Raw genomic sequence first — 17,486 nt, 5'->3', positions numbered from 1 at the left:
CCGAGGCTAGCCAGCGACGAGATGCACCGTGAAATTCCTCGACGAAGCCAAGGTCTATGTCCGCTCCGGTGACGGCGGTCCCGGCTGCGTCTCGTTCCGGCGGGAGAAGTTCATCGAGTTCGGCGGCCCGAACGGCGGCGACGGCGGCCGCGGCGGCGACGTCTGGGTCGAGTGCGTCGAGGGGCTCAACACCCTGATCGACTACCGTTATCAGCAGCACTTCAAGGCTAAGAAGGGCGAGCACGGCATGGGCTCGAACTGCCACGGCGCCAACGGCTCCGATGTGGTTCTGAAGGTCCCGGCCGGCACGCAGATCTTCGCCGAGGACGGCGAGATCCTGATCGCCGACCTCACCGAGGTCGGCCAGAAGATCCGACTCGCCAAGGGCGGGAACGGCGGCTTCGGCAACGCCTACTTCACCACCTCCACGAACCGCGCGCCCAAGCACGCCAATCCGGGTCTCGAGGGCCAGGAGATGTGGATCTGGCTGCGGCTCAAGCTGATCGCAGATGCCGGCCTGGTCGGCCTGCCCAATGCCGGCAAGTCGACCTTCCTGGCGAGCGTCACCGCGGCCAAGCCGAAGATCGCCGACTATCCGTTCACCACCCTGCATCCGGGCCTGGGCGTTGTCCGCTCGGACAACCGCGAGTTCGTGCTCGCCGACATCCCGGGCCTGATCGAGGGCGCCCACGAGGGCGTCGGGTTGGGCGACAAGTTCCTGGCCCATGTCGAGCGTTGCCGGGTGCTGCTGCACTTGGTCGACGGCACCACCGAGCATGCCGGCAAGACCTACAAGCTGGTCCGCGGCGAGATCGAAGCCTACGGCAACGGCCTGGCCGACAAGCCCGAGATCGTGGCGCTCTCGAAGGCCGACGCACTGGATGCGGAAACGCTCAAGAGCCAGGTCGCCAAGCTGAAGCGCGCCGCCGGCCGGGCGCCGCTGGTGCTGTCGTCGGCCAGCCGCAAGGGCGTCCCGGAGGCGCTCCGGGCGATCCAGACCGAGATCGATGCGCGCATGGCTGAGGAGGCGAATGCCCGGCCCGTCGTGGCTTGGGAGCCGTGAGTGACGGGGCGGGACCCACCGGTTAAGTTGATCTCGGAAAGATTCCGATGACGCAGCAAGTGACGATTCGCGACGAGGATTTTCAGCTGGCCCGCGATAGTGCCGGACGGCTTGGGACCTCGCTCGAGGAAGCGGTCGCGAAGGCTCTTCACGACCTCCACCGCAGCACGGCCCCGGAAAGCACCCTCGAACCCGGGAGACAGGCCGAACTCGACGCAATCCGCGCCCTGGTGGCCGAGGCCCACCAGCATATCATTCCCGGAGCCTTCAACGATCACGGATGGCTCTACGACTGGAACGGCCTGCCGGGATGATTGCGCTGGATAGTTCCGCCCTCGTGGCGATCGCGCTCGAGGAGTCTGAGGGGCGAATCTTCGACGAGTTGATCGTGCTGGCTTACAGGCCATCGCCTTGAGATTGTCCACGCTCGCCTGTGGACGCCCTCGCAGAACCGCCGCTGCAACCGCGCATCCTTCGTCCAAACCGCACCCGATGCCTCGTCTCTGCGAAGAACAATGATCCCGGCCCTCGAAGAATTCCGCCGCATCGTCATCAAGGTCGGGTCGTCCCTTCTGGTCGATCGCAAGGCTGGCCGGCTGCGCCATGCCTGGTTGGCGGCTCTGGCCGAGGACATCGCGGAGTTGCATGGGCGCGGCGTCGACGTGCTGGTCGTGTCCTCCGGCAGCATCGCGCTCGGCCGGACGGTGCTGGGCCTGCCGCCGGGGATCCTGCGGCTGGAAGAGAGCCAGGGCGCGGCCTCCGTGGGGCAGATCACCCTGGCCCGGCATTGGGCCGAGGCGCTCGGGCACCACGGCATCGTGGCCGGCCAGATCCTGGTGACCCCGCAGGACACCGAGGAGCGCCGCCGCTACCTCAACGCCCGGGCCACCGTGCTGAAGCTCCTGGAGATGCGCGCCGTCCCGGTGGTCAACGAGAACGACACCGTGGCGACCTCCGAGATCCGCTACGGCGACAACGACCGGCTGGCCGCCCGGGTCGCCACCATGATCGACGCCGACGTGCTGGTGCTGTTCTCGGACATCGACGGCCTCTACACCGCGCCGCCCCTGTCGGATCCCGATGCGCGGCACCTGCCCGTGGTCGAGCGCATCACCCCGGAGATCGAGGCGATGGCCGGCGGCCCCGCCTCGGAGCTGTCCCGGGGCGGCATGCGCACCAAGGTCGAGGCGGCCAAGATCGCGGCCTCCGGGGGCACGCACCTCGTCATCGCGGATGGGCGGGGCAAGAACCCCCTGAAGGCGGTGCGAGAGGGCGCGCGCTGCACGTGGTTCCTGTCCGGCTCCACTCCGACTGCGGCGCGCAAGACCTGGATCGCGGGCTCCCTGGAGCCGCGCGGGACGCTGACCATCGATGCCGGGGCCGCGAAGGCGCTGCTCGGCGGGGCGAGCCTGCTCCCGGTGGGCGTCCGGGCGATCGAGGGCAGCTTCTCCCGGGGCGATGCGGTGATGATCCGCGATCCCGACGGGCGCGTTCTGGGTCGCGGCCTCGTGGCCTACGACAGCGCCGAGGCGGCGCTGATCATCGGCCATCCGAGCGCGCGCATACCGGACTTGCTCAACTATCCCGGCCGCGCCTGGATGGTGCACCGCGATGATCTGGCGTTGTTTTAGGCTGGACTGATTCTGATCAATTATCGTCACCTCGAAAACCGGGTGATCTCTGTCACGTTCGGTGGGCCGGCGCACTTGTAGCTCCATCGCTCGATGTGCAAATACCGCCTCACCCCCTGTCGGGCCGGGTTTTGCGGCCCCCGAACACCGAGGACGCCAGCGTGCCCGTCCTGAACCTGAGATCCGACCTCGCCGAGGCCGATGCCCTGCCGGAATTGATGGCGGCGATCGGTCGGCGGGCGCGCGTCGCCGGCCGGCGCATGGCGCTCGCCTCGGCCCAGACGAAGGACCGGGCCCTCCGGCTCATCGCCGAGCGCCTGCGGGCGAACGCCGCGGAGATCCTGCGGGAGAACGCCCGCGACGTCGCCGCCGCCCGCCAGGCCGGCCAGAGCGCCGCCCTGATCGACCGGCTCGCCCTCGATGCCGGCCGCGTCGCGGCGATCGCGGATTCCGTCGATAAGGTCGGCTCCCTGGCCGATCCGGTCGGGCGCCAGCTCGCCGCGATCGAGCGGCCGAACGGCCTGCTGATCGAGCGTATCGCGGTGCCGCTCGGCGTGATCGGCGTGATTTTCGAGAGCCGCCCCAACGTCACAGCGGATGCCGGCGCACTCTGCCTCAAGGCCGGCAACGCCGCGATCCTGCGCGCCGGCTCGGACAGCCATCGCAGTGCCATGGCCATCGCGAAGGCGATGAGCGAGGGCTTGGCCGAGGCTGGCCTGCCGGCCGACGCGATCCAGCTGGTCCCGACCCGGGACCGTGCCGCGGTCGGGCTGATGCTCGGCGGCCTCGACGGTTGCATCGACGTGATCGTGCCCCGAGGCGGGCGCGGCCTCGTGGAGCGCGTCCAGGCCGAGGCGCGGGTGCCGGTCTTCGCCCATCTCGACGGCGTCAACCACGTCTACGTCGCGGCCGGGGCGGATCTCGACATGGCGCTGGCCGTGGTGCTCAACAGCAAGATGCGCCGGACCAGCGTCTGCGGCGCGGCCGAGACGCTGCTGGTGGATCGCGCCTGCGCGGCGACCCACCTCGCCCCCCTGGTTCGCACCCTGCTCGACGTCGGCTGCGCGGTGCGCGGCGATGCCGAGGTCCAGAATGTGGATTCCCGGGTGACCGCGGTCTCCGAGGATGACTGGCACACCGAGTATCTCGACGCGATCATCGCGGCCCGCGTGGTCGACGGGATCGACGCGGCGATCGAGCATATCGAGACCTACGGCTCGCATCACACCGACGCGATCATCACCGGCGACCGCGCCGAGGCCACGCGCTTCCTGGCGGAGGTCGATTCGGCGATCGTCACCCACAACGCCTCGACCCAGTTCGCCGACGGCGGGGAGTTCGGCTTCGGGTCCGAGATAGGCATCGCCACCGGTCGGATGCATGCCCGCGGCCCTGTGGGCGTGGAGCAGCTGACCACGTTCAAGTACCGGGTCCACGGCAGCGGCCAGATCCGCCCGTGATACCGTCCGAGGCGATGGCCCCAGAAGTCCCGGCGTGCGGCTGACCCTGCCGCCGAGCGCTCCCGGCATGCGGATCGGCCTCTACGGCGGATCCTTCAATCCGGCCCATCGCGGCCACCGCCACGTCACCGTGACGGCGTTGCGGCGGCTCGGGCTGGATCGGGTCTGGTGGCTGGTCAGCCCGGGCAACCCGCTCAAGAGCCGGATCGCCCTGCCCTCCGTGGAAGCGCGCTGCGCGCAGGCCCGCGACATCGCCCGGCATCCGCGCATCGCTGTGACCGGCATCGAGGCGGCCCTGGGCGTGCGCTTCACGGTCCAGACCCTGCGTTACCTGACCCGCCGCTGCCCCGGGGTGCACTTCGTCTGGATCATGGGGGCGGATTCGCTCGCCACTTTCCACCGCTGGAAGGGCTTCGCGGAGATCGCGCGGCTCGTCCCCATCGCGATCATCGACCGGCCCGGCTACACGATGACGCCTCTGAGTGCCCGGGCGGCCCATCGGCTGGCGCAGGCCCGGGTGCCGGAGGCGGCGGCGCACACCCTGTCTGTGCGCGCGCCGCCGGCCTGGACGTTCCTCCACGGACCCCGATCGCCCCTGTCGTCGACCGAGATCCGCAACGGGCGCGGGGGGACTCCGGGGCCTCCGCGCGCGACGCAGTTGCAATCGCCGCACGTTACCGCCAATTTCATACCGGTTCGCGTGCCCTGAGAGGGCGGCGCGGCAACACGAGGAATCAGGACGCTGCCCGAGACTATTCACACGGAGACCATCCGCACCAACGCCCCCGTTCCGGAAGAGCCCGGGATGGCGCGCTCGGACGACCTGAAGGCGCTCGCCCTCTCGTGCCTCGACGAGATGAAGGCCGAGGAGACGATCGCGATCGACCTGGCGGGGAAGACCTCGCTGGCCGACACGATGATCATCGCGTCCGGCCGGTCGCAGCGCCATGTCGGCTCGATCGCCGACAAGTTCATTCAGGAAATGAAGACTCGTGGCTACGGCAACGCCCGGGTCGAGGGCATGCCGGCCTGCGACTGGGTCCTGATCGACGCCGGCGACGTGCTCGTGCACATCTTCCGTCCCGAGGTGCGCGGGTTCTACAACCTTGAGAAGATGTGGGGCGCGGACCGCCCGCTCGGACTAGCGGCGGACTAGCGGTTCGCCGACCCGCGCCGTCGTTGCGAGCGCAGCGAAGCAACCCAGTGATGCGCCACCTTCGAGGACCGCGCACCGCGCTGGATCTCTTTGCTGCGCCCGCGATGACGGTGAGGCGACGTCTGTCCCGCCCACCCCCTCATCCTGAGGTGCGGCAAACCCGCCGCGAAGGAGCCCTCCAGGCGTCGCGGCGATCCCCGGAAACCTCCGTCGAGGCCCGCTGACGCGGATCCCTCGGGGTGAGGGTGGGGATTGGACAGGCGTGGTCGAACCCTTTCGGACACAGCAAGAGACCCCTTCCCGTGCGCCTCGTCCTGGCAGCGATCGGCCGTCTGAAGGCCGGACCGGAGCGTGAGCTCGCGTCCCGGTATCGCGACCGCGCTGCACAGCTCGGCCGCGGCCTCGGCTTCCCCACCTGCGACGGCGTCGAGATCGTGGAATCCCGGGCCCGCCGGGCGCCGGACCGCTGCGCCGAGGAGGCGTCCGCCCTATTGAGCTATCTGCCGCCCGGCGGAGTGCTAGTGGCCTACGAAGAGCGCGGCCGCTCGGACATCGCCAGCGAAGCCCTGGCCGAGCGGATCGCCGGATGGCGCGACGCCGGCCGGCCGGCCCTGGTGGTGGCGATCGGTGGGCCGGACGGCCTCGATGCCTCAATTCGGACGAAGGCGGAGTTGATCCTGTCCTTCGGGGCCGCCACCCTGCCCCATGGACTCGTGCGCGTGCTCGCCCTGGAACAGATCTATCGCAGCCTGACCATTCTGGCCGGCCACCCGTATCATCGCGGCGAGCCGGGCTAGGGCACCGTGCGGAACGACGATGGTGCCAGGATCGGTGTGTTCCAAAGGTCGGCTCTGCGCGCCGTCCTGATGCTCGCCATCGCCGGCGTGGCGGTCCCGTCGCGGGCCGAGGATCCGGCAACGAACGCGGAATCCGAGAAAATCCAGCGCGCCAACGAGGAGCGCGACAGGCGGGCCGAGAATCTCAAGCGTGTCCAGGATGCGCTGGCCGCCAGCGCAGGTCAGCGCTCGCAGTTCGAGGGCGAGATCGCCGCCATCGGCTCGGACCGGGCCAAGCTCGACAGCGCTCTGCTGGATGCCGGACGCCAGGCGCAGGCCACCGAGGACCGGCTGAGCCGCCTGGAAGAACGCCTGAAGGCGATGACCGAGAGCGAGGCCGCGATCCGCCGGTCCCTGCACGCCCGCCGCGGCATCGTCGCCGAGATCCTGGCGGCGCTCCAGCGGATGGGCCGCCGCCCGCCGCCGGCCGTGCTGGTGAGCCCGGAGGACGTGCTGGCGGTCATCCGAACCTCGATGCTGCTCGGCGCCGTGGTGCCGGAGCTGCGCGGCGAGGTCGACACCCTGGCCGCGGACCTCGCCGAGATGATCCGCCTGCGCGGCCTGATCGCGCAGGACAAGGAGGGGCTGGCCAACGACCTCGCCGGCTGGGCCCGGGAACAGCAGCGCCTGCAGGCGCTCCTCACCGCCCGGCGCGCCCGGCAGGCGGAGGTCGAGAGCGGCCTGACCGCGGAGCGCAAGCGCGCGGCCGAGCTTGGGGCCCAGGCGAAATCCCTCAAGGACCTGCTCGACCGCACCGAGGCCGAGGTCGCCGCGACCCGGCGTTCCGCCGACGAGGCCAAGGCGGCCGCCGAGCGCGAGGCCCGGGTGACGCAGGAACGTTTCGCCGCGGCCGGATTCCGGGATCCGGCGCGCCTGGCCCCGAAGGTGCATTTCGCGGAGGCGCGGGGCGAAGTGCCGCGGCCGGTGAGCGGGCGGCTGGCGCGGGGCTTCAACCAACCCGACGGCAACGGCGGGATCACCCGGGGCGTCTCCTTCACGACGCGGCGGAAGGCGCTGGTCTCCTCCCCGGCCGACGGCTGGGTCAAGTTCGCGGGGCCGTTCCGGTCCTATGGGCGTCTCTTGATCATCGACGCGGGCGACGGCTACTATCTTCTGCTGGCGGGGATGGATCAGATTAGCGTAGAGGTCGGCCAGTTCGTTCTTGCGGGTGAGCCGGTGGGCAGCATGGGCGAGGGTGGCGCGGGCCCGTCGGGGTCCGAGGGCGATCCATCGCTGTACGTCGAGTTCAAGAAGGACGGCGGCTCCGTCGATCCGGAGCCGTGGTGGGCGAAGAGCCCCAGTGACAAGATACTTGGCGAGAAGGTTCGCGGCTGATGCGCAAGACGTCCCTGATCATGCTCGGCGCCTTCCTGGGTGCCGGCACCTCCATGGTGGCGACCCAGACCGACTTCCTGTCGGGACCGCGGGCCGTGGCCGCTTCCGCCGAGACCTATCGCCAGCTGAGCCTGTTCGGCGACGTCTTCGAGAAGGTCCGCACCGACTACGTCGAGAAGCCCGACGAATCGAAGATGATCGAGGCGGCCGTCAACGGCATGCTGACCTCGCTCGACCCGCATTCGAGCTACATGGACGCCAAGGCGTTCCGTGACATGCAGACCACCACCCGCGGCGAGTTCGGCGGGCTTGGCATCGAGGTCACCATGGAGGACGGCCTGATCAAGGTCGTCACGCCGATCGACGACACTCCCGCCGCCAAGGCGGGCCTGCTGGCCAACGACATCATCACCCAGATCGACGACGACCAGGTCCAGGGCCTGACCCTGAACCAGGCGGTCGACAAGATGCGCGGCCCGGTGAACTCGGCCGTGAAGCTCAAGATCTCCCGCAAGGAGTCGAAGGACCCGATCGACGTCACGCTCACCCGCGACGTGATCAAGATCAAGCCGGTGCGCTCGAAGGTGGAGGGCGGCGACGTCGCCTACATCCGCCTGACCCAGTTCAACGAGCAGACCTTCGACGGCATGCGGGCGGCGATCGACAAGCTCTCGAGCGAGATCGGGGCCGACAAGCTCAAAGGCTACGTGGTCGACCTACGCAACAACCCGGGCGGCCTGCTCGACCAGGCCGTGATGGTCTCGGACGGCTTCCTCGACCGCGGCGAGATCGTCTCAACCCGCGGCCGCAACCCGGACGAGACCCAGCGGTTCTCGGCCAAGGCCGGCGACCTGACCAAGGGCAAGCCGGTGGTGGTGCTGGTCAACGGCGGCTCGGCCTCGGCCTCCGAGATCGTGGCCGGCGCCCTGCAGGACCACAAGCGCGCGACCATCATGGGCACGCGCTCCTTCGGCAAGGGCTCGGTGCAGTCGATCATTCCGCTCGGCGGCTCCGGCGCCCTGCGGCTGACCACGGCGCGCTACTACACGCCGTCGGGCCGCTCGATCCAGGCCAAGGGCATCGAGCCCGACATCGAGGTTCTGCAGGACGTGCCCGACGAGCTGAAGGGCAAGGACGAGACCAAGGGCGAGGCCGGGCTGAAGGGCCACCTGAAGCAGAAGGATACCGACGAGCGCGGCGGTTCCTCCGCCTACATCCCGCCGGACCCCGCCAAGGACAAGCAGCTCCTGTCGGCCATCGACTTCCTGCACGGCATCCAGAAGGGCGCCGCCAACAGCGGCACCCCCGCCCAGCAGCAGAAGCCCAGCCTGCCGAACTGATTTCTGTTCACCGACCAAGACCAAAACACCCCGCCCGGCAGGCCAGCCGGGCGGGGTTTTTCGTGTCGAACAGCGATGTTAGCGGAAGATTAACCATACCGACGGGCAATACGTGATGGGATTCGCGCCGCTGCTATCGGGCGTGGGACGCGATTCCGCATCGAGTGCCGCTTGACCGAGTCCACCGACGATATCCTCACGCGCCCCCTCGGGGTGCCGGAGGCGCAGGCGCCGGAGCGGCCCCAGGGTCGGTTCGCACGCCTCGTCGCGCCGCTGCGCTGGCCGAGGATCGCCGCGGGGGCGCTCGCCGGCGCCATGCTGGCATCCTGCGGGCTCGTGCTCGCCCTCGGGGATTCCCGAGGCGGCGAACCGCGCGTCGAGGTCGCGATCACGGTGCGCGAGCCGGTCTCCCGGCCTCTGGCCGCCCCGGTCGCGACCGCCCCGGAACCGCAGGGCGTGGTGGTGGTCAACGCGGGCGGCGCACAGCAGCGCACCGCCGAGGAGATCGAGACCGCGTCGGGCGTCACGGTGGTGCGACCGCCGGGGTCCAGCCCGAGCGAGGCCGTGGTGATCCGCGTGCCGCCGCCGAGCGCGCCCCGGCTCGCTCCGGCGCCGGATGCACGCATCAGTGAGCAGGGCCGCCACGGCACGATGCCGAAGGTCGGCGAAGGCCGGATTCGCGCCCTCGACGTCTATGCCCGGGTCGAGGAGCCCGGCACCGGGCCCCGCATCGCGATCCTGATCACGGGCCTCGGCGTCGGCCAGGCGGCGACCGCGGGCGCCACCGTGCGCCTGCCGCCCGCCGTGAGCCTCGCGTTCCTGCCCTATGGCGGCGAGGCGGAGCGCGCCGCCGCCCGGGCGCGGGATGCCGGCCACGAGGTCTTCCTCCAATTGCCCATGGAGCCGTTCGACTATCCCGATAGCGATCCCGGGCCCCAGACGCTGCTAACCGCCCTCAAGGGCGTCGAGAACGCCGACCGCCTCGCATGGTCGCTGGCCCGCTTCCCCGGCTATGTCGGCGTGGCGAACTACATGGGCTCGAAGATGATGGCCGACCCGGCCTTCGATCCGATCCTGCGCGAGATCGGTGCCCGCGGCCTCGGCTTCCTCGACGACGGGACCGGGCCGAAGCCGACCTTCGCCAACAAGAGCCGCACCCCGGTCGCCCGGGCGGAGATCGTCCTCGACGCTGTGCCGCGGGCCGACGCCATCGATGCGGCGCTCGGCCAGGCCGAGGCGCGGGCCCGCGCCACCGGATTCGCCCTTGTGACGGCCGGCGGCTCGGCGCTCGGCGTCGACCGGATCGCGCGCTGGGCCCGGGACCTCGACACCCGCGGCATCCGTCTGGTGCCGGCGAGCGTGGCGCTGCGCGGGGCGGTGGAGAAGCGGGTCAGCACGGCGAATTGACGGCGTCCCGGCCGCGCTTTCGCCGCCGCCGCCGTTGCCGCGCGACTTGCGCCTGACCTATGGTCGCCCGCGATGACCACAGATTCCGACTCGGGCGCCGCGCTGCCCTACCGCCCCTGCGTGGGCGTCGCGCTGATCGCGCCTTCGGGCGGCGTCTTCGTCGGGCGCCGGACCAAGGATGCCGGGCCGGAGCACGTCGCCGGCCCGTACATGTGGCAGATGCCGCAGGGCGGTATCGATCCCGGCGAGGATCCCGAGACGGCAGCCCGCCGGGAACTCTACGAGGAAACCAACGTGCCGCCCGACGCGATCCGCCTGCTCGGCGAGATCCCGGACTGGCTCACCTACGACCTGCCCCCGGCGGTGATGAAGCAGGCCTGGAAGGGGCGCTATCGCGGCCAGACCCAGAAGTGGTTCGCCTACGGCTTCCTCGGCAGCGAGGACGTGATCGACGTGCTGACCCCCGGCGGCGGCGCCCACAAGGCCGAGTTCGACGCGTGGCGCTGGGCGCGGTTCTCCGAGCTGCCGAACCTGATCGTGCCGTTCAAGCGCCCGGTCTACGAGGGTGTGGTCGCGGCCTTCTCCGGGCTCGACGGCTGGGCGGCCGGGACCGGTGCGACCGCGCCGGCGCAGCCGTGACGTCCCGGGGGGGATGGTAGGGTGGTGCGCTGGCTCGCGATCCCGTTGGCGCTGGCGCTGGCGTGGCTCGCCTTCACGGTGAGCCCGCTCTGGTCGCTCTACGACCTGGCCCAGGCCGTGCGCCGGCACGACGTGGCCTACATCGAAGGCCACGTGAACTTCCGGACCCTCCGGCTGTCCCTGGTCCGCCAGATCACGGCGGCGGTGCGCACCGCTTCCGACACGGACCTGGACCTGGAGCCCCGCGACCGGCAACGCCTCAACGACGTCGCGTACGGCTTGGCGCTGGCGCTGGCCGAGACCCTGGTCACGCCCGAGACGGTGCTGGACCTGCTCGATAACGGCTGGCCCGACAAGCTCGACATCGAGCGTCCCGCCAGCCTGAAGCCGGAGGGTCTGGCGATCCGGAATGCCGGACGGCTCCTGCCCTATTACGCCGCCCTGGAGATGCGCGGGTTCCGGGCCGTGGTCATTCCGGTCCCGCCCGAGGGCCCCCGGGCCGAGCGCAACCGTATCCGACTCCGTCTGCGCGGCTTCAGCTGGCGCCTGGTAGACATCGAGATGGCCGACATCCTGCGCGCGCAGATCGCCGCCAAGCTCGGCCGCGCTCTGGCCCGGGCCAAGGCCGGGGCGAGCGCTGCGGAGGAACGGTAGGAGGTTTGGTCAAAGCGCTGTTGCTGACCGATATACCGAATCCGCCCGGGCAGCCGCGCTAAATCCTACCCGCGCCCTCATGCTGAGGTGCCCGCTGCGCTCACACGTCAGGACGAGGTGAGTCGTCGGAGGGGGAACGTCGATAGCTGTTGCGCGGGGTGTCCCCCCGGCCTCAATTTGCCTTCGGGGCCGTCTTCGGAGCCGGCGCCTTCTCGTCCGCCGGGATCTTCGCTTTGGGCTCACGGGCCTCGACCAGGCTCTCGGCCTCGTCCTCGTCGGTGTTGCCGCCCTGCACGATCGTCTTGTCGGGGTTGGAGAGCAGAGACTTGGCGATGCCGAGCAGCACCTCGCACTCACCGGGGAACTTGTAGGTCTCCAGCACGATCGCCGCGTCGCGCAGCGTGCGCAGGTCGCGCACCGTCTGGGCGTTGGCGTCCTCGCGCAATTCCTTCTTGGCGGCGATCCCCTCTTCGATCTGGGCGCCCTTCACGTCGCACGCGGCCCGGGCCGGCACGGCGGCGGCCGAGAGGGCGAGGGCGAGACCGGTCGCGAACAGAGGGGGCCGCATGGCGGGAATCCTTTGGAGGTCGGGGTCAGGCGTGATGGGGATGGTGCGCAGCGCGCAGGATGTCGTTCGTGAGCGCCACGAGCTGGCTGGGACGGTACGGCTTCGGGACGAACACTGACTCGGAGACGGCGTCGGCGGGTGACAGGCAGGCCCGCCCGCCGGACGTGTAGATGACGGGCAGGTCGGGGCAGAAGCTGCGGGCCCGGCGTGCGAGTGCGAGGCCGTTCGTGTTGCGGGCCAGGTCGATATCGGTGAAGAGCATATCCACGCTCTCCCGTGCCAGGATCGCTTCGGCCTCCCAGGCGTCCGCGGCGGTGAGCACCCGATACCCTTCTTCGAGAAGCGCTTCGGCCGCCAGCTCGCAGACGGTCGGCTCGTCCTCGACCACCAGGATGGTGGCGGCAGCCGAATCGAGGGCGGGCATGGACGGGCAGGCGAAGGTGGCGACGAACGGCATCATGACGCAACTCCCACTCACCCGGCGGGGGCGCTGGAGCCCCGTGCCGGATCGAAGGAGCAACGGGCCCCTGCGCCCCGGCGTTCGCCGTGATTGCATCGAATTGCCCGGACTTGGTGCACGGCCCGTTAACCCCGCCCCTGCGCAGATGAACGGAGCGGCCGAAATGGTTAATGGGGCGTTACCGGGATGCCGCGGGAGGGCTGATCCGTGAACCGCTCCTGGCAGTTGGGCACCGGCCTGCTCCTCACGGGCCTCGCCGGATACGTCGACGCGCTGGGCTTCGTGCGGCTCGGCGGCCTCTACACCTCGTTCATGAGCGGCAACACCACGCAGTTGGCGGTCTTCGGCGCCGAGGCGAAGCTGCACAAGATGCTGCTGCCGGCGATCCTGCTCGTGGCCTTTCTCACCGGCTCGGTCCTGGGCAGCGGCCTGGCGATCCTGGTGCCGTCGCGCTGGACCACCCCGGTGGTGCTGGCCTACGAATCCCTTCTGATCCTCGGCGGCCTGGCCTTGGGCCTCGCCTCCCCCGAGCTGGGCCTCGCCGCGTTCTTCGTGGCGGTCGCCATGGGGACGCAGAACGCCGTGCTGGCGCAGGTGCAGGGCTTTCGGGCCGGAACTACCTTCGTCACCGGCGCCCTGTTCAGCCTGGGCCAGAAGATCGCCCGGGCGCTGACCCGCACGGGCGACCCGTTCGGATGGATCGGCGACGGGCTGGTCTGGTTGTCCCTGCTGCTGGGCGCCTTCCTGGGGGCGCTGGCCTACGATGCGTTCGCCCTCTACGCCCTGATCGCGCCGGCGGCGGTCTCTGGGGTGCTCGCGCTGATCACCGCGTTCCTGGTCCTGCGCGCCGGCCAGAGGACCACGAAGGTCGAGTCTCCATGAGCGATTCCGTCAGCCATCCCTCCCTCACCGACCACGTCGCGCCGCTCGAGGCGGGCGCCCACGTGGTCGCGGCGCAGTTCCTGAAGGATGCCCCGGCCCTGGCGCTCGGCGACGGCACCGTGGTCCTCCTGCAGGGGGACGCGGTGACCCGGATCGCCGCCCATCCCGACAGCGGGATCCTGGTCGCGGCCGGGAGCGGCGACCGCCTGGTCACCGGCGGCGACGACGGCCGGGTCGTCGAGATCCGGGCCGGAGGCGCCGTGCAGGAGCTCGGCGCGGCCAAGGGCGGTGCCTGGATCGACGCCCTCGCGCTCCATCCGGACGGTGCCGTGGCCTGGTCGGCCGGTCGTGCGGTGGTGGCCCGGGACGCCAAGGGCCGGGAGCGCAGCTTCACGGCGCCCTCGACGGCCCGGGGGCTGGTCTTCGCCCCGAAGGGCTACCGGCTCGGCGTCGCCCACTACAACGGCGTCAGCCTCTGGTTTCCGAATCTCGAGACGCCCGCCGAGGTCGTGACCTGGAAGGGGTCGCATATCGACGTCACGTGGTCTCCGGACGGCCGCTTCGTGGTCTCGACCATGCAGGAGAACGCGCTGCACGGCTGGCGCCTGCAGCCGGATCGCGGCCACATGCGGATGTCGGGCTATCCCGGCAAGGTCCGCTCCGTGTCCTGGTCCTCCGATGGGCACTGGCTCGCCACCGGAGGCGCCGAGGCCGCGATCGTCTGGCCGTTCGATTCGAAGGAAGGCCCCACGGGCAAGGCGCCGCGGGAATGCGGTGTCCGCCCCGCCCGGGTCACGCGGGTCGCGTTCCACCCAAAGGCGCCGGTCCTGGCGGTGGGCTACGAGGATGGCTGCATCCTGCTGGTGCGCTTCACCGACGCCTCCGAGCTGCTGGTGCGGCGCGCCGTGCCGGGCAGCGGGATCACGGCGCTCGCCTGGGACGCGCGCGGCAACCGCGTGCTGTTCGGCTGCGCCGACGGCCAGGCCGGCCTTCTGACCCTGCCGGCCTGATTTTTTCGCTGCCAGATCGTTAGATTCTCGGCCGCAGCCATGCTCTCTGTGCCGTGCCCTGTCTCCGACCCGGAGGGTCTGACGTGTTCCGCGTGTTCCGCACTCTCGGCCTCGCCCTCGGCCTGCTCGGCGGGGTGATCGCCGCCCAGGCCCCCGAATTCGCGCAGCAATATGCGCAGCGCCTCGGCGGCGCGGTGGACGAGCTGCGCCGCCAGGTGGCGGTGCTCGAATCGGACGCGCAGGCCTCCGGCACCACCCGCGACGGCGCGGTCGACCGGCTGCGCACCAACCCCGATCAGCTGGTGGCCCGGCGCGGCGAGGCCGCCCAGTCCGACATCGCCCGGCTCGCCCGGCTGAGCGCCCAGCAGCAGGCCCTCGCCTCGGCGACGAGCCCGCTCGGCAAGGTGGTGGCGATGCTGCGCGACCCCGACGTGCCGGTGGCGCAGGCCGCCTACCAGGATTTCAGCCCGGCTGTGCCGACCAATGCGGACGGCCTCGCCGCCGGCCTGATCGGGTTCCTGGCCGCCTGGGGCGGCTGGCGCGTGCTCTCGGATGTCGGCCTGCGGTTCGTCCGGCGGCGTCCGCGGACTGCGACCCGGACGGCTTGAGCCGCCACCGGCGCAGCGCGCTGACCCGGGAGTGTTGCTCAGGGTCTACAGCGGCTTGCGCGGAGCTTGCGTATCGAGCGTGATCCGGCCGTCTCGGTCCGAGAGAAGGCGCAAGATGCCGCGGGCGTCGAACTCCCCCACGATCGATCCGGCGCTCGACGCCGCCGCCCTGCTGCGGCGCGTCGGCTTCTTCGGCCTGTTCGTCATCCTGCCGGTGCTGGCGCAGGTCGCCCGCCGCGCCACCGTGATCCTGGCGCCGATCGCCGTGGTGCTGCTGATCATCGCCAGCGCGATCGACCGGCGCCAGCGGCCGGTCCGGCCGGGCGTGTCCCGGCTGCTCACGGCGCCGGCCTTCCTGGCCGGCATGCTGGTGGTGCTGTGGTCGGTGCTGTCGCTGACCTGGACGCCGTTCCTCGGCCCGGCCGTGGAGCGTCTGGCCAACCTCGCTGCGACGATCGGGTTGGCGCTGCTCGGCTATTTCGCCCTGCCGGACCGGATGCGCTCGGCCAATCTCTACCTGCTGCCGCTCGGGCTCGTCGCGGGCGCGATCGTGGCGATCGTGCTGGGGCTGTTCGGGGCGCACATGGCTCCGCCCGGCATCGACGACGACGGGGCACTCGACCGCGGCCTGATCCTGCTGATCCTGCTGGTCTGGCCGGGGCTCGCCTGGCTGCGGTCCCGGCGGCGCGACCGCGAGGCGCTCGGACTCGCCCTGCTGGTCGCCCTGGCGCTGACGGTCCAGCCGGACGCCACCCAGATCGCCGCCCTGGCGGTCGGCGCGCTGGCCTTCGCGGTGACGAGCTACCGCCCCAAGCTCGGCGTGATGCTGACCGCGACCCTGTCGGCCGCGCTGCTCGCCGTAGCGCCGCTACTGCCGTTCCTCGCCCGGCCGATCGGCGCGGTGTTGTTCGGGCCGCTCTCGCCTGCAGTGCTGTCATTGAAGAGCTGGCAGAAGGTGGTGACCACCGATCCGGTGCGGCTGATCACCGGCCACGGCTTCGAGACGGCGCTGCGCGGGCGCCTAGTCGGCATGCTGCCGCTGAACGCGCCGACCACGGCCCTGTTCGAGTTCTGGTACGAACTCGGGATCGTGGGTGCGCTGGCCGCCGCCTTCGCGCTCTACGCCTCGATCCGCCGGGCCGGCCGGGACATCCCGGCCCTGATCCCGGGAGCGATGGGGTGCTTCTCCGCCGCCTTCACGGTCGCCTGCCTGGGTGTTGGCCTCACGGCGATCTGGTGGCTCAGCATCGTCGCCATCGTCATCGTCGTGTTCGTGGCGGTGGAGCGCGGCCAGTTCCGGACCAACCGCCCCAAGGTCGCCAAGCTTCCCCGGCTGCGCGCGGACTGATCCTCGGCTCACCGGTTCAGGAAGCCGTGCAGCCGGATCCAGGCCAGGAACAGGCCGGGCCAGGCGGCGGCCGGCGTGCCCGGGGCGCCGAGCCCGAATCCGTGCCCACCGCGCTCGAACAGGTGCAACTCGGCCGGCACCCGCGCCCTCCGCAAGGCCGCGAACATCAGCAGCGGATGGTCGGCCACCGCCACCGGGTCGTCGATCGCCTGGACCAGGAAGGTCGGGGGCGTCTGCGGCCCGACCTGGAGGTCCACCGAGTAGGTCTTCATCTCGAGCGGGGTGACCTCGTCGCCGACCAGGATCCGTCGCGTCGCGGTGCCGTCGAACGGCTTACCCATGGTGATGACAGGATAGATCAGCCCGGCCAGGACCGGGCGCACCGGCTGCGCGTCGGCCTCGTCCACCGGGGTGTAAAGGTCGCTGGCGGTGCCGACCGCGGTCTCGCCCATCAGGTGGCCGCCCGCGGAAAAGCCCAGCACGCCGACCCGGGCGGGGTCGATCCCGTATTCCGAGCCCCGCGCCCGCACCAGCCGCAGCGCCCGCTGCGCGTCCTGCCGCGGTGCGTCTGGGCCTGCGCCCCAGCCCTCCGCGGGCAGACGATAGACCAGCAGGAAGACTGTGATCCCCGCTGCGTTGAGGACGCGCCCGACCGGCACGCCCTCGTTGCCGAGCGCGATGAACTGGTAGCCGCCGCCGGCCGCCACGATGATCGCCGCACCGTTGGGATTGGCCGGCCGCATCGCCAGCAGGCATGGCTTGGCCACCCGGGTGACGTCGCCCGACCGGCCCTCGACATAGCGGTATCCATCCGGATCGGGCCCGCTGCCACCCCCCGGAGGCTCACCGGGCCACAGGTCGATCACCTGCAGGTCCGCCCCGGGCAGCGAGCGCGGCAGCGCCCGGATCGCCTCGCCGGGCGCCGGCTCCGGCGGCCTTTCTTGGGACTTGGCCGCGCGCAGGCCGAGAGCTGTGCTCAAGCCTGCGAGCAGGAGACGGCGGTCGAGCTGCATGAACCGGTCCCGGGCGACGCTCAGGACGGGGCCCGGAAGGCAGGGCGGGCGGGCTCGGGCATGGCGCTCTCCTGAA

19 protein-coding genes are annotated in these 17,486 nt (G+C 70.9%); 16 read left to right on the top strand and 3 right to left on the bottom strand.

The window, feature by feature from the left end:
• Positions 1-28: 28 nt before the first annotated feature.
• The 12 genes from obgE (at position 29) to FV233_RS13745 (ending at position 11,521) form a co-directional block, all read left to right on the top strand.
• On the top strand, positions 29-1,063 hold the full coding sequence (obgE, locus tag FV233_RS13805; RefSeq protein WP_147854180.1) for a GTPase ObgE: 1,035 nt from the start codon (positions 29-31) through the stop codon (positions 1,061-1,063).
• A 47-nt stretch (positions 1,064-1,110) separates the two neighbouring features.
• Positions 1,111-1,377 carry a hypothetical protein gene (locus FV233_RS13800; protein WP_147897801.1) on the top strand — a complete coding sequence of 89 codons (267 nt, stop codon included), beginning with the start codon at positions 1,111-1,113 and terminating at the stop codon, positions 1,375-1,377.
• A gap of 201 nt (positions 1,378-1,578) precedes the next feature.
• Positions 1,579-2,694, top strand: a complete 1,116-nt coding sequence (proB, locus tag FV233_RS13790) for a glutamate 5-kinase (RefSeq protein ID WP_147897800.1) — start codon at positions 1,579-1,581, stop codon at positions 2,692-2,694.
• Between the two features lie 161 nt (positions 2,695-2,855).
• The gene (locus FV233_RS13785; protein ID WP_147897799.1) at positions 2,856-4,154 is read left to right on the top strand and encodes a glutamate-5-semialdehyde dehydrogenase; all 1,299 of its coding nucleotides are present in this window, start codon (positions 2,856-2,858) and stop codon (positions 4,152-4,154) included.
• Positions 4,155-4,188: 34 nt separating this feature from the next.
• The gene (locus FV233_RS13780; protein ID WP_147897798.1) at positions 4,189-4,863 is read left to right on the top strand and encodes a nicotinate-nucleotide adenylyltransferase; all 675 of its coding nucleotides are present in this window, start codon (positions 4,189-4,191) and stop codon (positions 4,861-4,863) included.
• 96 nt (positions 4,864-4,959) lie between these two features.
• Positions 4,960-5,310: a ribosome silencing factor gene (rsfS, locus tag FV233_RS13775; RefSeq protein ID WP_147855913.1), complete on the top strand. Its 351-nt coding sequence runs from the start codon at positions 4,960-4,962 to the stop codon at positions 5,308-5,310.
• A gap of 302 nt (positions 5,311-5,612) precedes the next feature.
• Positions 5,613-6,107: a 23S rRNA (pseudouridine(1915)-N(3))-methyltransferase RlmH gene (rlmH, locus tag FV233_RS13770; RefSeq protein WP_147897797.1), complete on the top strand. Its 495-nt coding sequence runs from the start codon at positions 5,613-5,615 to the stop codon at positions 6,105-6,107.
• Positions 6,108-6,176: 69 nt separating this feature from the next.
• Entirely contained in the window at positions 6,177-7,481 is a 1,305-nt protein-coding gene (locus FV233_RS13765; RefSeq protein ID WP_246689981.1) for a peptidoglycan DD-metalloendopeptidase family protein, read from the top strand.
• Positions 7,481-8,821 carry a S41 family peptidase gene (locus FV233_RS13760; RefSeq protein WP_147855916.1) on the top strand — a complete coding sequence of 447 codons (1,341 nt, stop codon included), beginning with the start codon at positions 7,481-7,483 and terminating at the stop codon, positions 8,819-8,821. Before FV233_RS13765 ends, FV233_RS13760 begins: the two co-directional genes overlap by 1 nt.
• 171 nt (positions 8,822-8,992) lie before the next feature.
• Complete coding sequence (locus tag FV233_RS13755; protein WP_147897795.1) at positions 8,993-10,228, top strand: divergent polysaccharide deacetylase family protein; 1,236 nt, start codon at positions 8,993-8,995, stop codon at positions 10,226-10,228.
• Positions 10,229-10,300: 72 nt separating this feature from the next.
• Complete coding sequence (locus FV233_RS13750; protein ID WP_147855568.1) at positions 10,301-10,867, top strand: RNA pyrophosphohydrolase; 567 nt, start codon at positions 10,301-10,303, stop codon at positions 10,865-10,867.
• Between the two features lie 24 nt (positions 10,868-10,891).
• Positions 10,892-11,521 carry a DUF2939 domain-containing protein gene (locus FV233_RS13745; RefSeq protein ID WP_147855575.1) on the top strand — a complete coding sequence of 210 codons (630 nt, stop codon included), beginning with the start codon at positions 10,892-10,894 and terminating at the stop codon, positions 11,519-11,521.
• Between the two features lie 172 nt (positions 11,522-11,693).
• Here FV233_RS13745 and FV233_RS13740 read toward each other — a convergent pair whose 3' ends face one another.
• Both FV233_RS13740 and FV233_RS13735 read right to left on the bottom strand, forming a co-directional pair.
• A complete protein-coding gene (locus tag FV233_RS13740) occupies positions 11,694-12,089 on the bottom strand; it encodes a photosystem reaction center subunit H (RefSeq protein ID WP_147855569.1) in 396 nt (131 codons plus the stop codon).
• A 25-nt stretch (positions 12,090-12,114) separates the two neighbouring features.
• On the bottom strand, positions 12,115-12,546 hold the full coding sequence (locus FV233_RS13735; RefSeq protein ID WP_238259588.1) for a response regulator: 432 nt from the start codon (positions 12,544-12,546) through the stop codon (positions 12,115-12,117).
• Between the two features lie 210 nt (positions 12,547-12,756).
• Here FV233_RS13735 and FV233_RS13730 point away from each other — a divergent pair, with 210 nt between their 5' ends.
• From FV233_RS13730 to FV233_RS13715, 4 genes are all read left to right on the top strand, one after another.
• Positions 12,757-13,431 carry a YoaK family protein gene (locus tag FV233_RS13730; RefSeq protein WP_147855570.1) on the top strand — a complete coding sequence of 225 codons (675 nt, stop codon included), beginning with the start codon at positions 12,757-12,759 and terminating at the stop codon, positions 13,429-13,431.
• Positions 13,428-14,441, top strand: a complete 1,014-nt coding sequence (locus FV233_RS13725; RefSeq protein ID WP_147855571.1) for a WD40 repeat domain-containing protein — start codon at positions 13,428-13,430, stop codon at positions 14,439-14,441. Before FV233_RS13730 ends, FV233_RS13725 begins: the two co-directional genes overlap by 4 nt.
• Positions 14,442-14,524: 83 nt before the next feature.
• Positions 14,525-15,049 carry a DUF2937 family protein gene (locus FV233_RS13720; RefSeq protein WP_147855572.1) on the top strand — a complete coding sequence of 175 codons (525 nt, stop codon included), beginning with the start codon at positions 14,525-14,527 and terminating at the stop codon, positions 15,047-15,049.
• 115 nt (positions 15,050-15,164) lie between these two features.
• Positions 15,165-16,397, top strand: coding sequence for a peptide ABC transporter permease (locus FV233_RS13715; protein ID WP_147855573.1), 1,233 nt, complete (start codon positions 15,165-15,167; stop codon positions 16,395-16,397).
• Positions 16,398-16,405: 8 nt separating this feature from the next.
• On the opposite strand, the gene FV233_RS13710 is transcribed toward FV233_RS13715, so the two are convergent.
• On the bottom strand, positions 16,406-17,410 hold the full coding sequence (locus FV233_RS13710) for an alpha/beta hydrolase (protein ID WP_147897794.1): 1,005 nt from the start codon (positions 17,408-17,410) through the stop codon (positions 16,406-16,408).
• Positions 17,411-17,486: the final 76 nt, after the last annotated feature.

It is taken from the genome of Methylobacterium sp. WL7 (assembly GCF_008040085.1).
Lineage (GTDB): Bacteria > Pseudomonadota > Alphaproteobacteria > Rhizobiales > Beijerinckiaceae > Methylobacterium > Methylobacterium mesophilicum.
Note: the sequence above shows the minus strand (reverse complement) of the source record. Positions and strands in the feature narration are given on the sequence as shown.

What these genes read in the sequence shown, in the direction of transcription:
- FV233_RS13800 (WP_147897801.1), top strand. Translation starts at nt 1,111, where the DNA reads ATGACGCAGCAAGTGACGATTCGCGACGAGGATTTTCAGCTGGCCCGC.
- proB (WP_147897800.1), top strand. Translation starts at nt 1,579, where the DNA reads ATGATCCCGGCCCTCGAAGAATTCCGCCGCATCGTCATCAAGGTCGGG.
- rsfS (WP_147855913.1), top strand. Translation starts at nt 4,960, where the DNA reads ATGGCGCGCTCGGACGACCTGAAGGCGCTCGCCCTCTCGTGCCTCGAC.
- FV233_RS13765 (WP_246689981.1), top strand. Translation starts at nt 6,177, where the DNA reads ATGCTCGCCATCGCCGGCGTGGCGGTCCCGTCGCGGGCCGAGGATCCG.
- FV233_RS13760 (WP_147855916.1), top strand. Translation starts at nt 7,481, where the DNA reads ATGCGCAAGACGTCCCTGATCATGCTCGGCGCCTTCCTGGGTGCCGGC.
- FV233_RS13750 (WP_147855568.1), top strand. Translation starts at nt 10,301, where the DNA reads ATGACCACAGATTCCGACTCGGGCGCCGCGCTGCCCTACCGCCCCTGC.
- FV233_RS13740 (WP_147855569.1), bottom strand. Translation starts at nt 12,089, where the DNA reads ATGCGGCCCCCTCTGTTCGCGACCGGTCTCGCCCTCGCCCTCTCGGCC.
- FV233_RS13735 (WP_238259588.1), bottom strand. Translation starts at nt 12,546, where the DNA reads ATGCCGTTCGTCGCCACCTTCGCCTGCCCGTCCATGCCCGCCCTCGAT.
- FV233_RS13725 (WP_147855571.1), top strand. Translation starts at nt 13,428, where the DNA reads ATGAGCGATTCCGTCAGCCATCCCTCCCTCACCGACCACGTCGCGCCG.
- FV233_RS13715 (WP_147855573.1), top strand. Translation starts at nt 15,165, where the DNA reads ATGCCGCGGGCGTCGAACTCCCCCACGATCGATCCGGCGCTCGACGCC.
- FV233_RS13710 (WP_147897794.1), bottom strand. Translation starts at nt 17,410, where the DNA reads ATGCAGCTCGACCGCCGTCTCCTGCTCGCAGGCTTGAGCACAGCTCTC.